Origin of the sequence: Paenibacillus sp. FSL F4-0125 (genome assembly GCF_038008565.1) — a bacterium.
In the GTDB taxonomy this organism is placed as follows: domain Bacteria; phylum Bacillota; class Bacilli; order Paenibacillales; family Paenibacillaceae; genus Paenibacillus_AQ.
Map to the genome: position 1 here is coordinate 4,165,018 of NZ_JBBOZJ010000001.1, position 13,281 is coordinate 4,178,298.

Genomic DNA, 13,281 nt, shown 5'->3' on the forward strand with positions numbered 1-13,281 from the left:
AGTGGTTATCATTATAATAAAACAACTTCACTGACATCTGCTGTCAGTGAAGTTGTTAAACTTGATAATATTCCATTAACTCTGAAGTAACCGCCACAAGTTTATTCTTTAGATTCTGTGGCTCTATAACTTGAATGGATTTCCCATAGGGAAGAATTATATACGGAACATATGTATACAGTGATTCTTCCTCAAGTAAAAAAAATGCTTGCGTTGATGTCCGCTCCTGCAAATGATGCTCCATAAACCAATGTATGCATAAATCATCCAACGCCTCTGCCCTGCCACCAATAATTAAAGAAATTAATTCGGATTTACCTACTACATCTGGTAACAGATTTTCCATAAAAAAAGTACGCGCTGAAAAATCATTGGGACGCCTAAATGAGAATGGCGTTCGTGTGATGTTCAGAATTCGTTCTACCCGAAAGCTGCGGATCTCATTCCGCAGGTGGCAAAATGCAATTGTGTACCACTTATTGTTCCAATTAACCACGCCATAGGGGTCTATTACCCTATTTGGGGACTGCTCTTCATGACTGTTACGATAAGAAATTTCTACAGACCATTCATTTGCAACAGCGTGCTCTAATTCCTGCAATACCGGCTGAACAGCGGGGTATCCCCTGCGGTTTATTACTTCAAATCCGGCTAAATGATGGCTTAGTATACTTTCCTGCTCCTGATTTGAATACATTTTCAACTTGGATGTTGCATTCTCTAATGCCTCACTCAAAGGATATCCGGCTTCTTTTGCAAATTGGGCAGCTTGAAGCAGTGTCTTTTTTTCATCAATACTAAATAGCAGAGGAGATTTGATAAAATTGTGCAGCAAGCTATACCCGCCATTGTGCCCTGTGTCGGATATAATAGGGACGCCACTGACACATAGTGCATCAATATACCGATAAACTGTTCTTATATTTATCTCTAACTTTTCCGATATTTGCTTTGCAGTCAATTTCTCTCCCGAATTCAACATCCATAGAATTGTTAGCATATTATCATTTTTTGGCATAACATAACTCCTTGTTATTACTAATCAACTCCGTTAGTGTTACCGGAGTGAAGGACAAATAGCGTAGCCTATATAGGCTCACTCCCCCACATCTCCATAACGGTTCTAACGGCGATTTTTTCAAATTCTCTTTTCATTTCAATAAATGCCTCAGCTTATCTGGGTTCCTAACAAAGTATAAGTTGCGAATCGAATTTCTCTCGACATGCATTAGCGCAACAGTTACGATGCCATCTTCTGAACGGACAACGAGTCCTGTTTGGCCATTTATATCCCTCATTTCTACATGCATGCCTCCTTCGTAATGAGGAGCCTTACGAGTTAAGCCGAGAAGGAAACGGGCGACGAGATCGCGCGATTCAATAGGATAGACGGCGGCGGAGGCTTTACCCCCTCCATCTGAGACCAACACGACATCTTTGGCAAGCATGGATACAACCCTATCCACGTCACCCTGTTCGAGAGCCGCTAAGAGTCGACGGACCCACTCTTCGCTTGCAGCTTCGGGATTGACTGGTTCATCGGGGGTAATCCCCATTTTTCCTCTCGCACGGCTGATCAGCTTGCGGCAATTCGCTTCGCTTTTGCCAACGAGCTCAGCAATATTAGCATATTCAAAGCCGAGCGCCTCACGAAGCACGAACACTGCCCGTTCCGTAAGGGACAGCCTTTCAAGCAATACGAGCATAGCATAAGACAGCAGCTCGCCTTGAACAACCGATTCAAACGATTCATCATTCGGAGTAAGAAGGGGCTCAGGAAGCCATTGCCCGAAATACTGTTCCCGCCGCTTACTCGCCGAATTGAATAAATCCCGACAGCGATTAGTTACCATTTTGCACAAATATGCTTTAGGTTCAACCAGTCGATCCAGCTCTACATCATACAACTTCAGGAATACGTCCTGCACAGCGTCCTCCGCATCGGAGACCGATCCAGTCAGTTGGTAGGCAAGCGTAAAAAGCAGCCCTTTATAATGCTCATATAACTCTTGCATCTTAAAATTCCACCCTTTTCCACTAACCCTCTTCTGTTTACATTATTTTAACAGACTTGCTGAATCCCATGTGAATTTCCTTATTCGCCAACCCAGCTTTCCTGTAAAAATAATATCTAACCCCCATTGATGTGTCCATACTATTCCCTGCTCCGGACCTAAGGCAAAACAAAAAAAGTAAATAAATTCCTTATGCATGGGTGCCGGACGCCCTGCAATATCCGCCGATAAAATCTTTCCAAGCCTTGCTGCTTGGGCGGTCGCTTCCTTACACGTCTTCCCGTCCACCCGGCCGCTAGCAGAGTCTACGATTCGCGCGCAGTCGCCGATACTGTATACACCCTGGGCCCCTTGAACTCGATAACTTGCATCTACGATCACGTATCCTTCCGGAGTGATCGGTAACCCGATGCTTTGCAGCATTGGGTTGGGTAACAGCCCCAGCGTCCAGACACATAGGCCAGCGGACATCGTCTCACCGTTAGATAAGGTTAGCACTCCCTCTTTCTCCTGTAACACCCTACTTCCATGTAAGGTAGTTACTCCGATAGCGTCAAGTGAACGTTCCAGTTTAAGCCCTACTTTTGCCGGGCCTTCTGGGAAAAGTCTCTTATTCGCGTTAAATAAATTTATCCTTACAGCATTCGGGTCAAGTCCCAACGATACCGCATCATCACGAAAAAAATAAGCTAGTTCGGCAGATGTCTCGATGCCGCTTATGCCCGCTCCAACAACGGCAATGGTCATTAATCTCTGACGTTCTTTCGAGCTTTTTTCCTTTACAGCTTTCTTTATATTCGCGCGCCATGCCTCTCGGATCTTCCACGCAGCGTCTAAACTCGCTAATGCCATACCTCCTTGATCAGGGTCGGGTTGCCGCACGACGCTGCCCACCGCCAGAACGAGGAAGTCATATTTTATCGAATTCTTATTTCCTACAGCATCCTGACAGAGTAGCCTTCTTTCCTCTGATTCGATTTTCGTTACTGTAGCCTGAACGAATTCAACCCCCTCTGGAAATAACCTAGTCAGAGGGATAGTAATCTCTTCATCTCCGACCGCAGGCTTAAAAAGCAATACTTTGCGAAAGTGATAAGGGTTCTTATCTATTAAAATAAGTCGGAGTGTTCGTTTACTTGCTTGCCCCTTAAATGTTTTCTGAATCGCTTTAACTGCATTAATACCTGCATATCCTCCGCCAATAACGATGCATGTCAATTCTTTCATTGCAACCACTCCTTATTCGGTCTGCATATAAAACGAGATAAGGAGTCGTTTTGTGACAACAACGATATTTCGATGACTGCCGATTATCTGTACTTGAAAAAGTTATCATATCCTATTTAGCAAACTACCAATCAAGCTAAAGTACTTGTTGAATGATGTGGGCAAACATGTTTATACTACACAAACATAGCTATTCAGTATAAGTCTATGGATAGCAAAAAGACTTGCTCGAAGTATCGATGACTTCGAGCAAGTCTTTTGATCTTAAATTATAAAGAAACTAATGCCTTATACAAAAACATACTCCCCGTCACCGATCTGAATCGTCTTCCCTTTCAGCGCTAACGAATCCGTTTCAAAAATCACCTGTTTGAACTGGTTCTCGTCCCCATGTACGAAAGCAAAAGACTTATCTTCAATCGTAAGGATAAAAGTACTGTCGTCTGACTCTGTTACAGGCAATCCGAATAACGTTCCCCAATGGTTAGCAGTAGCTGCAGGGTCAGAGACATGGAATACAGCGCGCACGATTTCGACATGACCAGCAGGATGAGGCTGGATGACTGCCGACGATGTTAATCTTTCTAACCTCTCTGCATCTGTTCCGCTCCATTGAATGATGAACGGATAGACTAGGCCTTGAAAGTCACCACCGATAGTCATCATGCGCCACTCGATTAATCTTCCCTCGTTATCTAGACGCTTCCCATCGATAATTGGAGATAATGATAAACCCGCTGCTTTCAGGGAAGCCGCTACTTCTTCAATATCATCTGTCCGGATGACTACTCTGCTTAAGACTTCATGCTCAGGTAGAAGTTTTACCGCGTCTTGCACCACTAGATTATGTTCCGTCGCCTTTGCTAGCTCAAGATTCTCAATACCCAGAAATTCGAGATAGGTCAGCCCGAAATAACTTAATGAATTATATGTGCCCCAATCTTTATGAGAGCCTCCCTTAAAAGCAACCAATCCATGATCTCCAAAAATTTCAACCGGTTTGGCCAGATCATTGACGTAGTGTACTAAATGATCCCATTTCACCGTTGCCATGATTACTTCACTCCCAGCTCAGTAGTACGCTTCACAGCTGCCAGAACACTTCTTTGCAGACCTGCTGCGAAATCACTGTTATTTAATTCGAACAAGCCATGCATTCCGACACCGCCTGGTGAATTATTAATATCAAGCAGTTGTCTTGGATGCAGTCCTGTCTGCTGCAGCATAGCAACCGATCCCATAACGTTCTCCAGCGCTACCTTCCAGGCTTGTTCACGCGGCAGTCCGGCAAGTACACCTGCATCTACAAAAGATTCAATGAAATAATAAATATAGTTGGGGCCAGCCACACCAAATCCAGTGAAAATATCCATCAATGCCTCATCCAGATATTGCACCTTACCAAATCCGAGTAAGAAATGCTCCACTTGATCACGCGTAGCGTGAGCATTTAACGCAACACCGCTATATCCGTAGCCTGTATCCGTCAAAGTATTGGGAATAACTCGGATTATGGAACGATCAGCTCCAAAATACCCGGCTAATTGTTCATTCGTCACACCCGCCACAATCGATACGATTGCGGCAGTGGATGTAGCAAATTTCTGTACAATTTGTCCAAGTGTAGTCAAATCATCCTGCGGCCGCACCGCAACCACAATCAGATCTGCTGTAGCAAGGCTTTGCTCTTGCGAGCTTTTCGTATCTACTCCGTATTTGGTATTCAAAAACTGAAGACGGGTCTCATTAATGTCTGATACACTAATTTGATCTACAGACAGGGTATTATTGGATATAGATGCACGAATAATCGCTTCCGCCATCTGTCCTCCACCAATAAAATGAATCTTCTCTTGTGTCACAACATTCACATCCCTCATTAATTGTTGTCCCATGCTTCAGGCAGAATGAAGCCATCATATTTCTCTATTCCACGGATGTATTCTTCAAACTCTTTCGATTCATAAGCGGCTTTCAAGTCCTTGGCCCACTGCGTATTTTCATCCTTTTTATTAACCGATACGATAATTCTGTGTTCCATAGGTGTATTTTCTATTTTTAAGGCATCCGTAATCTTTCTGTCCGAATTAGCAATATAATTCCCGTTTACAACGCCGTAATCAACATCTTGCAGTGAAACAAGGATTTGAGCAGGATCCAATATTTTAATATCAATGTTATATTTATCCGGCTCCATACTGTTGATGTTAAAATCAGCTACGCCCGCGCCATCTTTAATCTTGATCCAACCCAATTCTTCAAGGATACGCAGTGCACGCTCTTGGTTAACCGGATCATTCGGAACAGCTACGGTTGTACCATCTTTAACATCGTCAAGTGTTGTATGATTTACGGAATAAAGACCTTGTGGTGCACCAGGCGCATAAGCGATTCCTACCATGTCTGCTTTGATTTCTTTGTTGATTGCCTCCATATATGCTGTGCTTTGGAAGATACTTGCGTCAATAGAGCCTTCCTTCATCGCTGGATTGACCTGCATATTTTGTGAAAAGGACTTAATTTCAACGGTATAGCCTTGTTTCTCTAGGATGGGTAGAATCGATTGGCGGAATTGCTCCTCATAAGTTCCCACACCAAATCCAATGGTAAGCTTCTTCTTATCTCCGGAATTATCGGATTGACTATTCCCGCAAGCCGTCAACACCGCTAGAACCCCAATCATCAACACTACTATCAACTTTTTCATAACTTCATCTCCTATTCAAATATAGATTGTTTTAGTTGTGCTAACGCCTCATCCGTCACATTAAGCGGGATAGCGCAATTTGGAGAAAGAATAAAAGGCTGGTCTTTCATTAATGTCAATGCTTCTTTAGCCTGCTGCTTAATTTGTGCGATATCGTTTACAGCGAACAACCCATGATCGACGCCACCTACTTTAGTAGCTTTGAGATCCGCCTCTATACCTGGGTTCCCCTCGGCTACAGTATCCCAGCTGATCCCATCAATTCGATAATCATTAAATTTCTCAGGCTGTGCATAGGCTCCACAAGTATGGAGAATGTTTTTGCCATAGCTTGCAGCTTCTAAGACTATAGAATCATAGGGTCTGGAGAACTCATCAAACATGGCTTCATTAAATAATCCTGGATGAGCGGTGCCTGTCACAGCGTAGAATAAACCGTCAGAACCCACATGCTGCAGCTCTTGTACATAATCGGCTAAGGTTAATGAAATTGCATGTAACGAATGGTGTGCTGCCGCACGATGCTCCTTAAATAACGACTCCAAAGTTACCGGATGCTCAATGCCAAACACTGTTTTTGTAACATAAGCAGAACGCCCTACAATAAATAGCAATACAGTCAATGGAGAGAATACCGTTTGGATTAGTGGGGTATCAGGTAGTCCTTGACGAATTTTTCTAACCCCGTCTAAGTGTTCTGCCAAGGAAGCAGTATGCACAGCCTTTTTGACTTCAATATCCCATAGATTAGCCGCTGATGGAATCGCAGTCGTTTGCTGCCTAGGAAATACAGTCTGATAGTCCGTAAAATCATATTGATTGCCCCAAGCTTCCGCCAAATAAGTCGCTCTAGGATTAATCTTGACCCAGTCCCAATCATATTGCTTCGTGAAAGAAATCGTAGTTTGTGCTAGGTCATCTGCTGTTTGTTCTTTGTCGATAAAATGACGCCACCCACTTACAATTGGACGATCTGCCTTTTCACCGAATAATATTGCTTTAAATCGATCTTGCTTACTCCATTCACTCATCTGCCAAACTCCCTCCCGGAATATGTAATGACTAATAACGGCGAATTTTTCTCGCTAGCGTGTTACCTAAGGATTGAATGCCTTGCACTAAAATAATGAGAATGATCACGGTAGCTACCACGACAACCGTATCAAAACGTTGGTATCCATATACAATCGCCAAGTCTCCGACACCGCCGCCTCCAACCGTACCAGCCATTGCAGTTGCACCGATCAACCCGATCGTTGCCGTTGTCAAAGACAGAATTAAGGATCCAACCGCCTCTGGCAATAAAAAGTACCATATTACTTGAAATGGCGTAGCCCCCATCGCTTCGGCGGCTTCAAGAATTCCCGGGTTCACTTCAAGCAAGGAGTTCTCTACCAAACGTCCAATGTAAGGAGCAATATAGATAATTAATGGTACGATCGCTGCGCTTGTCCCAATCGAAGTATGAACAATCAATCGTGTGAAAGGTACGATTGCCACGAGTAAAATAATAAATGGCAGAGAACGTATGATGTTAATAATCGGATTAAGTATGGCGTAAAGCGCTTTGTTCTCCAAAACACCACCAGGACGCGTGATTACAAGCAATATCCCAAAAGGAATCCCAATCAAAGAGCCAACAAATAAGGAGACGCCAACCATCTGAATCGTTTCAATAATCGCCTGCAAAAATTGATCACCTGTTAATGTGGTCGAAAACATTAGATTCTACCTCCTCTACACCGACTCCATGACGTTTTAAGAAAGATAACGCATTGTTAATTTCAGCTGTATCTCCACTGCATTGAATAATTACTGTGCCCAGTGTCGTTTCCTGAATCTCCGTCGTATTCGCAAATAAAATATTGACCATCACATCAAAGGAACGAATCATTTCGAACAGGATAGGCTCAGAAGCACTTTCACCAACAAAATTAAGCTTATGAAGCACACTGCCAGGCGCCGTTTTTATGTTTTTTTGCACGCTCGGTGTAATGCTGTTCTGAATAACTGTCTTTACAAAATTTTGAGTGGTCTTATGCTTGGGGCTACCGAATACATCTAGTACGCTACCTTGCTCTATAATCCGGCCTTCTTCCATGACCGCTACCTTATTACAAATCTCTTGAATGACAGACATTTCATGTGTAATGATCATCACAGTAATGTTGTACTCTGCATTGATTTTTTTTAATAGCTGTAAAATAGAATGGGTTGTCTGTGGATCTAAGGCAGAAGTCGCTTCATCACATAAAAGGATAGATGGATTCGAGGCAAGTGCTCTAGCAATCCCTACACGCTGCTTCTGCCCACCTGACAATTCACTGGGATAACTTCCCGCTTTGTCACTTAATCCAACAAACTCTAGCAACTCTTGTACACGCTGACGGATTTCATTCTTATTCTTTTTTAGAAGAACCAGAGGAATCGCTACATTATCAAATACTTTTTTAGATTCTAATAGATTGAAATGTTGAAAAATCATACCGATATTCTTCTTAGCTGCACGCAGCTCTTTATCGTTATAGGTTCCTAAATCACGCCCGGAAACAAATACTTGTCCTTCTGTCGGTCTTTCCAAATAATTGACTAAACGAATTAATGTACTTTTTCCTGCACCACTATAGCCAATAACCCCAAAAATATCACCTTTATCGACCTTTAAATCGATCCCTTTAAGGGCATCAATCGTGATCCCTTTCCGTGTGAACGTTTTGGAGACCTGCTTTAGTTCAATCATATACATTCCTCTCAATCATCTTTAGGATTTAGGTCAAGAAGATTAATTAAGCTTTGACTTGTAGCTTCACTAGTGCTTGTTCTGCCAATATAGCGAAGTACTTCGCAGCAGGTAAGATCGCAGCCTCATCCACATCGAAACGAGGGTGATGTAAAGCATACGCTGGACCTGAACCTATATTTACAAAAGCACCCGGGATCTGTTGTAAATAGAAGGAGAAATCTTCTCCACCCATCTGTGGAGGAATATCATGTACTTCGTATCCGACATGTGAGGCGATCTCTTTGGTAAAGTCAGCCCATTTCCCATGGTTTATCGTTGCTGGCGGACCAGGATACCAATGTAGCTGTGCTTCTGCCCCAGCAGCTGCAGCAATCCCTTCAATAATTCGAGTCATTTGGATTGGAATTTGGCCACGAATTTCTTCATTATAAGTTCGCACCGTACCTTCTAATTCCACTTTTTCCGGCAATACATTCCATGTGAAGCCCCCATTAATTCTGGTGACACTTAACACAACTGGTTCAGTGGTGCTATTTTGGCGGCTAACAATGGTTTGTAGCGACGTAATGATCTGAGCCGCAGTGACAATGGAATCCACACCTTTTTCCGGAGTAGCCGCATGAGCGCCGACACCTTTTACCGTGATTTCAAACCGATCAACACCTGCTGTTAAAGCTCCCGTTCTAGTTCCAAATGCTCCAGTTGGCAGGTCTGGTGAATTATGTAGACCAAATATTGCATCTACACCCTTGAGTCCTCCTGATGCTAAGACACTTTCCGCCCCATGCCCTGTTTCTTCTGCTGGTTGGAACAATACTCTAACCTTGCCAGGCAATTCACTTTCACGTGCCTTTAACAATAAGGCAGCTCCTAGAATAGTTGCAGTGTGAAAATCGTGCCCACAAGCATGCATTTTTCCGGGGATCTCAGAGGCAAAAGGCAAGCCTGTCTGTTCCTCTATCGGAAGTGCATCAATATCACAGCGAATGGCTACAACAGGTCCGTTACCTTGCCCGATCTCTGCAATAAGTCCGGTTTGTAATGGAAGGTCTAAAATATGAATATTGGCGTTAGTCAGCCATTCTCGTAATTTCTCTGTGGTCTTAAATTCTTCATAAGCTAATTCAGGCTCTCTGTGTAGCTTTCTTCGAACATCTATTAATTGATTTGCTAAAGCTTGATCAACCTCATTAAGTAAATTCATAGTAAAGTGCTCCCCTTTCTTTACGCTTCCAACTTTTCTTCAATACCTTTAATCCGGTCAAGTGCAGTAGCTAGACTGCTTAAAATATGATCTCGCATTGCTTTTTCAGCGCCATCTTCATCGTGGTCAGCGATCATTTGCAAGATCAGATCATGTTCTTCATCTGCCTGTGTATTCCAATCTCCATGCATGGAGACGAATCGACAATACCGAAGGGAATGATCTCTTAATTGATTCAGAACTTTTTCGAACGTTCTAAGCTCACTGATTTCCGATAAATAATCATGGAACTCAAATCCATAGGTAACGAAATTCTGATTGTCGCCAAGCTGAAAGGAATGTTTCATTTTGGTAATCATTGTCGTTAAATTAACAATATCTTTCTCTGTAGCATGCTTAGCTGCACTTCTTGCAATATAACCCTCCAGCATGCTGCGAATATGAAATATTTCTTCAACCTCTTTGAGCGTCACAGAAGCTACCCGCAGTCTTCCATTTGGCTGACGAATTAGAAAATCCTCGTTCTCCAATCTCTGTATGGCCTCTCTTAGTGGCGTACGACTAACTCCTAATAACGCCGCCAAATTTTCTTCATGTACAGGTTGATCCGGCTCTAGTTCACTATCAATAATTTTTTGTTTTAATGCATCGTAGGTATTATCCTTTGACAGCCTTCGTGTTCGTATCGCCATATCTATGTAGCTCCTCATCGATAATCTGTCGGGCAAGAGAGCCTCAACAATATATTTGTATAATTGTATACAATTATTAGTTTTGAATGGATTTGTTCAATCTTTTTTATACTATATTCCAATTAATCCACCTAGTCAAGTAGGATTTAGAGGAATAATGTATTTATCTTCAATATCAAAAAAAAGCTCTACAACCACAAGGGTCGTAGAGCTTTTTTTGATGATTTTTTAGACATTGAATTAAATTAAAATTTAATAAGCCCTGAGGTATGAAGCAATACCAAAAATACCAGAATCGGCGCAACATACCGGAGCATAAACAACCAAACGCGGAACCAACCTGCCTTAAGCCCAGCCGCTTCTGCTGCCCCTTTCCAGAAATAACCGGCAAAGATGGTAACCAGCAAACCGCCTAGTGGCAACATAATGTTAGAGGTTACAAAATCCACCCAATCGAATAGCGCTTTGCCGCCAAACGATAGCTCAGGGAACATTCCCAGAGACATCGCCGAAGGAACACTGAGTAGGAAACATACTAGCGACAAAATCCAAACTGAACGTTTCCGGCTCCAATTCCAGCGCTCCATCGCGAAAGATACAGGTACCTCAAGCAGGGAAACGGCAGAGGTTAAAGCCGCAATCGCCAGCAAAATAAAGAACAGACCGCCAAAGAATGCACCAAACGGCATAGCTGAGAAAGCTGCCGGCAAAGCAATGAAAATTAGCGAAGGTCCTTGATCGGGAGCAATGCCAAATGAGAAAGTCGTCGGAAAAATGATTAATCCTGCGATAAACGCATATAACAAATCTCCCGCCCCGACTGCGAGCGCAGCAGTTCCTAGCGATTGTTTTTTATCCACATAAGAGCCGTAGGTCAGGAGTATCCCCATCCCTAGCGACAATGAAAAGAAAGCATGTCCCAATGCGACTAGCGCAGATTCCGCCGTTAATACCGAGAAGTCCGGTTTTAGGAAAAAGGATACCCCTTCTTCTGCACCCGGTAAGGTTACTGCGCGAATCATCAATACAAAAAGAAGAACGACCAGACCAGGGATTAATACTTTATTAAATTTCTCAATCCCGCCTGATACTCCAAGAATAACTACACCCGCCGTTATAAGGATTGCAATCCCCTGCCAAACAATCGGCATAGGTCCAGAGATAAAGGAGCTGAATTCACCTGCATAATTACTAGAACTAAACAGTTGTCCATTAAACGCGATCATTGCGTAGTTCAGCGTCCATCCTGCAACAATGATATAAAAGGATAGAATTAAAAATGGTGCAAGGACTTGCAGAAATCCGACCGCCATCCAGCTCTTCCCGCCTCCGGCACGTACAAATGCAGTAGCCGCGCTTCCACGTCCGCTGCGACCGATGGCCAGCTCTGCCAGCAATACCGGTAAACCGATCAACACTAGACATACAATGAAGAGAAGGAAAAAAGCCGCTCCTCCATTTTCCCCAGTAATATAGGGGAACTTCCACATATTCCCCAGCCCTACTGAGCTTCCGATAGCTGCGAAAATAAAGCCGGCGGAAGAAAATCGCTCCTTCTTCTCCGAGAGAAGGTTTTTTTCACCTTTAAATTGATTCATTCTTATGCCCCGTTTTCTTTTTTTCTTTTTTTAGACCTCATTATAGCCTATGTTAGCATGATCGTCATATGAAAATTTTCTGAATATTTATATCATTTTCAATAATTATCCAAATTAGACATAAAACTCATCGCAAAAAAAGGAGCTACATGCCCTAGTCTTGGACTAGAACCGTAGCTCCTTCTTCAAATTCTTTAACTAAAAAAAATTATTCTTTTACAGCCCCTACCACAATCCCAGTTACAAAGAAACGTTGCAGGAAAGGATAAACCAATAGAATTGGCAAAGCACTTATGAAAATCTGCGAGGCCCGGATGGTTCGTTGTGATAAATTAGCAACGGCGGCCGGATCAAGCTTAGACATATCTGCCTGAACGATAATCGTCTGCATAAACGTCGCTAGCGGAAGCTTGTCTGCATCTCTGATATAAATAATACCGTCAAAATAAGCGTTCCAGTGTCCTACCATAAGGAATAGAGAGACGGTTGCAATAACAGGTAAGGAGACCGGTAAATATATTTTCACAAAGGTCTGAAAGTGTCCTGCCCCATCAATAAAAGCTGCTTCCTCAAGATCTTTAGGTACGGTGCGGAAGAAATTCAGAAGCAAAATGATGTTAAATACAGCCACTAATCCAGGAAGAATAAGCGCCATCAATGAATTCATAAGACCAAGCTTCAGAATTAGAATATAACCCGGTATCAGACCACCGCTGAACAGCATGGTGACAACAAAATACCAAAGATAGACGTTTCTTGCACGAAAGACTCTTGTTTCCTTAGACAGCGCATAAGCTGCAACCGTATTTACCACCAGCGCTAGTCCTGTTCCGAGTACTGTCCGTTCCACAGACACCCACAAGGAGTTAAGGAAATTGACATTATTAAACGTCTTTGCATAGGCTTCAAAGGTAAAGCCAATCGGCCAGAATGTGACTAATCCAGCATTAGCAGGTGCGGATGCACTAAGAGATACCATGAGTAAGTGGTACAAAGGTAGCAGGCAGAGCACGGAAAGGATTGTCAAACACACATTATTGATTATACTGAATATTCGATATGGAATTGTTTTATGGTACATCAGTTGTCATCCTT

Annotated in this window: 13 protein-coding genes; all 13 read right to left on the reverse strand. The window is 42.9% G+C overall.

What is annotated here, in order from left to right; all coding sequences use genetic code 11:
• Positions 1 to 55: 55 nt before the first annotated feature.
• Positions 56 to 1,018 (reverse strand): helix-turn-helix transcriptional regulator, encoded by a 963-nt coding sequence (locus NST74_RS18530; protein ID WP_341113730.1) that lies wholly within the window; start codon positions 1,016 to 1,018, stop codon positions 56 to 58.
• Between the two features lie 133 nt (positions 1,019 to 1,151).
• The gene (gene sigJ / locus NST74_RS18535) at positions 1,152 to 2,015 is read right to left on the reverse strand and encodes an RNA polymerase sigma factor SigJ (RefSeq protein ID WP_341113732.1); all 864 of its coding nucleotides are present in this window, start codon (positions 2,013 to 2,015) and stop codon (positions 1,152 to 1,154) included.
• Between the two features lie 42 nt (positions 2,016 to 2,057).
• Positions 2,058 to 3,242 (reverse strand): NAD(P)/FAD-dependent oxidoreductase, encoded by a 1,185-nt coding sequence (locus NST74_RS18540; protein WP_341113733.1) that lies wholly within the window; start codon positions 3,240 to 3,242, stop codon positions 2,058 to 2,060.
• A gap of 288 nt (positions 3,243 to 3,530) precedes the next feature.
• Entirely contained in the window at positions 3,531 to 4,295 is a 765-nt protein-coding gene (locus NST74_RS18545) for a VOC family protein (RefSeq protein WP_341113736.1), read from the reverse strand.
• Between the two features lie 2 nt (positions 4,296 to 4,297).
• A complete protein-coding gene (gene proC, locus NST74_RS18550; RefSeq protein ID WP_339287215.1) occupies positions 4,298 to 5,137 on the reverse strand; it encodes a pyrroline-5-carboxylate reductase in 840 nt (279 codons plus the stop codon).
• Positions 5,122 to 5,949 carry a MetQ/NlpA family ABC transporter substrate-binding protein gene (locus NST74_RS18555; protein ID WP_042129053.1) on the reverse strand — a complete coding sequence of 276 codons (828 nt, stop codon included), beginning with the start codon at positions 5,947 to 5,949 and terminating at the stop codon, positions 5,122 to 5,124. The genes proC and NST74_RS18555 overlap by 16 nt, the downstream gene beginning before the upstream one ends.
• Before the next feature lie 11 nt (positions 5,950 to 5,960).
• Positions 5,961 to 6,980 carry a uroporphyrinogen decarboxylase family protein gene (locus NST74_RS18560; RefSeq protein WP_341113737.1) on the reverse strand — a complete coding sequence of 340 codons (1,020 nt, stop codon included), beginning with the start codon at positions 6,978 to 6,980 and terminating at the stop codon, positions 5,961 to 5,963.
• 31 nt (positions 6,981 to 7,011) lie between these two features.
• Positions 7,012 to 7,671 carry a methionine ABC transporter permease gene (locus NST74_RS18565; RefSeq protein ID WP_042129057.1) on the reverse strand — a complete coding sequence of 220 codons (660 nt, stop codon included), beginning with the start codon at positions 7,669 to 7,671 and terminating at the stop codon, positions 7,012 to 7,014.
• Positions 7,646 to 8,689 (reverse strand): methionine ABC transporter ATP-binding protein, encoded by a 1,044-nt coding sequence (locus NST74_RS18570; RefSeq protein ID WP_341113738.1) that lies wholly within the window; start codon positions 8,687 to 8,689, stop codon positions 7,646 to 7,648. Before NST74_RS18570 ends, NST74_RS18565 begins: the two co-directional genes overlap by 26 nt.
• A gap of 46 nt (positions 8,690 to 8,735) precedes the next feature.
• Positions 8,736 to 9,896: an amidohydrolase gene (locus NST74_RS18575; RefSeq protein ID WP_341113739.1), complete on the reverse strand. Its 1,161-nt coding sequence runs from the start codon at positions 9,894 to 9,896 to the stop codon at positions 8,736 to 8,738.
• A 20-nt stretch (positions 9,897 to 9,916) separates the two neighbouring features.
• Positions 9,917 to 10,588 (reverse strand): GntR family transcriptional regulator, encoded by a 672-nt coding sequence (locus tag NST74_RS18580; RefSeq protein WP_341113740.1) that lies wholly within the window; start codon positions 10,586 to 10,588, stop codon positions 9,917 to 9,919.
• Positions 10,589 to 10,833: 245 nt separating this feature from the next.
• A complete protein-coding gene (locus tag NST74_RS18585) occupies positions 10,834 to 12,186 on the reverse strand; it encodes a sodium-dependent transporter (protein WP_341113743.1) in 1,353 nt (450 codons plus the stop codon).
• 208 nt (positions 12,187 to 12,394) lie between these two features.
• Positions 12,395 to 13,267, reverse strand: coding sequence for a carbohydrate ABC transporter permease (locus tag NST74_RS18590; protein WP_042129067.1), 873 nt, complete (start codon positions 13,265 to 13,267; stop codon positions 12,395 to 12,397).
• Positions 13,268 to 13,281 lie beyond the last annotated feature (14 nt).

Bases quoted from the DNA above. Each gene is read 5' to 3' on its own strand.
- NST74_RS18530 (WP_341113730.1), bottom strand. From the start codon at position 1,018: ATGCCAAAAAATGATAATATGCTAACAATTCTATGGATGTTGAATTCG.
- sigJ (WP_341113732.1), bottom strand. From the start codon at position 2,015: ATGCAAGAGTTATATGAGCATTATAAAGGGCTGCTTTTTACGCTTGCC.
- NST74_RS18540 (WP_341113733.1), bottom strand. From the start codon at position 3,242: ATGAAAGAATTGACATGCATCGTTATTGGCGGAGGATATGCAGGTATT.
- NST74_RS18545 (WP_341113736.1), bottom strand. From the start codon at position 4,295: ATGGCAACGGTGAAATGGGATCATTTAGTACACTACGTCAATGATCTG.
- proC (WP_339287215.1), bottom strand. From the start codon at position 5,137: ATGGGACAACAATTAATGAGGGATGTGAATGTTGTGACACAAGAGAAG.
- NST74_RS18555 (WP_042129053.1), bottom strand. From the start codon at position 5,949: ATGAAAAAGTTGATAGTAGTGTTGATGATTGGGGTTCTAGCGGTGTTG.
- NST74_RS18560 (WP_341113737.1), bottom strand. From the start codon at position 6,980: ATGAGTGAATGGAGTAAGCAAGATCGATTTAAAGCAATATTATTCGGT.
- NST74_RS18565 (WP_042129057.1), bottom strand. From the start codon at position 7,671: ATGTTTTCGACCACATTAACAGGTGATCAATTTTTGCAGGCGATTATT.
- NST74_RS18570 (WP_341113738.1), bottom strand. From the start codon at position 8,689: ATGATTGAACTAAAGCAGGTCTCCAAAACGTTCACACGGAAAGGGATC.
- NST74_RS18575 (WP_341113739.1), bottom strand. From the start codon at position 9,896: ATGAATTTACTTAATGAGGTTGATCAAGCTTTAGCAAATCAATTAATA.
- NST74_RS18580 (WP_341113740.1), bottom strand. From the start codon at position 10,588: ATGGCGATACGAACACGAAGGCTGTCAAAGGATAATACCTACGATGCA.
- NST74_RS18585 (WP_341113743.1), bottom strand. From the start codon at position 12,186: ATGAATCAATTTAAAGGTGAAAAAAACCTTCTCTCGGAGAAGAAGGAG.
- NST74_RS18590 (WP_042129067.1), bottom strand. From the start codon at position 13,267: ATGTACCATAAAACAATTCCATATCGAATATTCAGTATAATCAATAAT.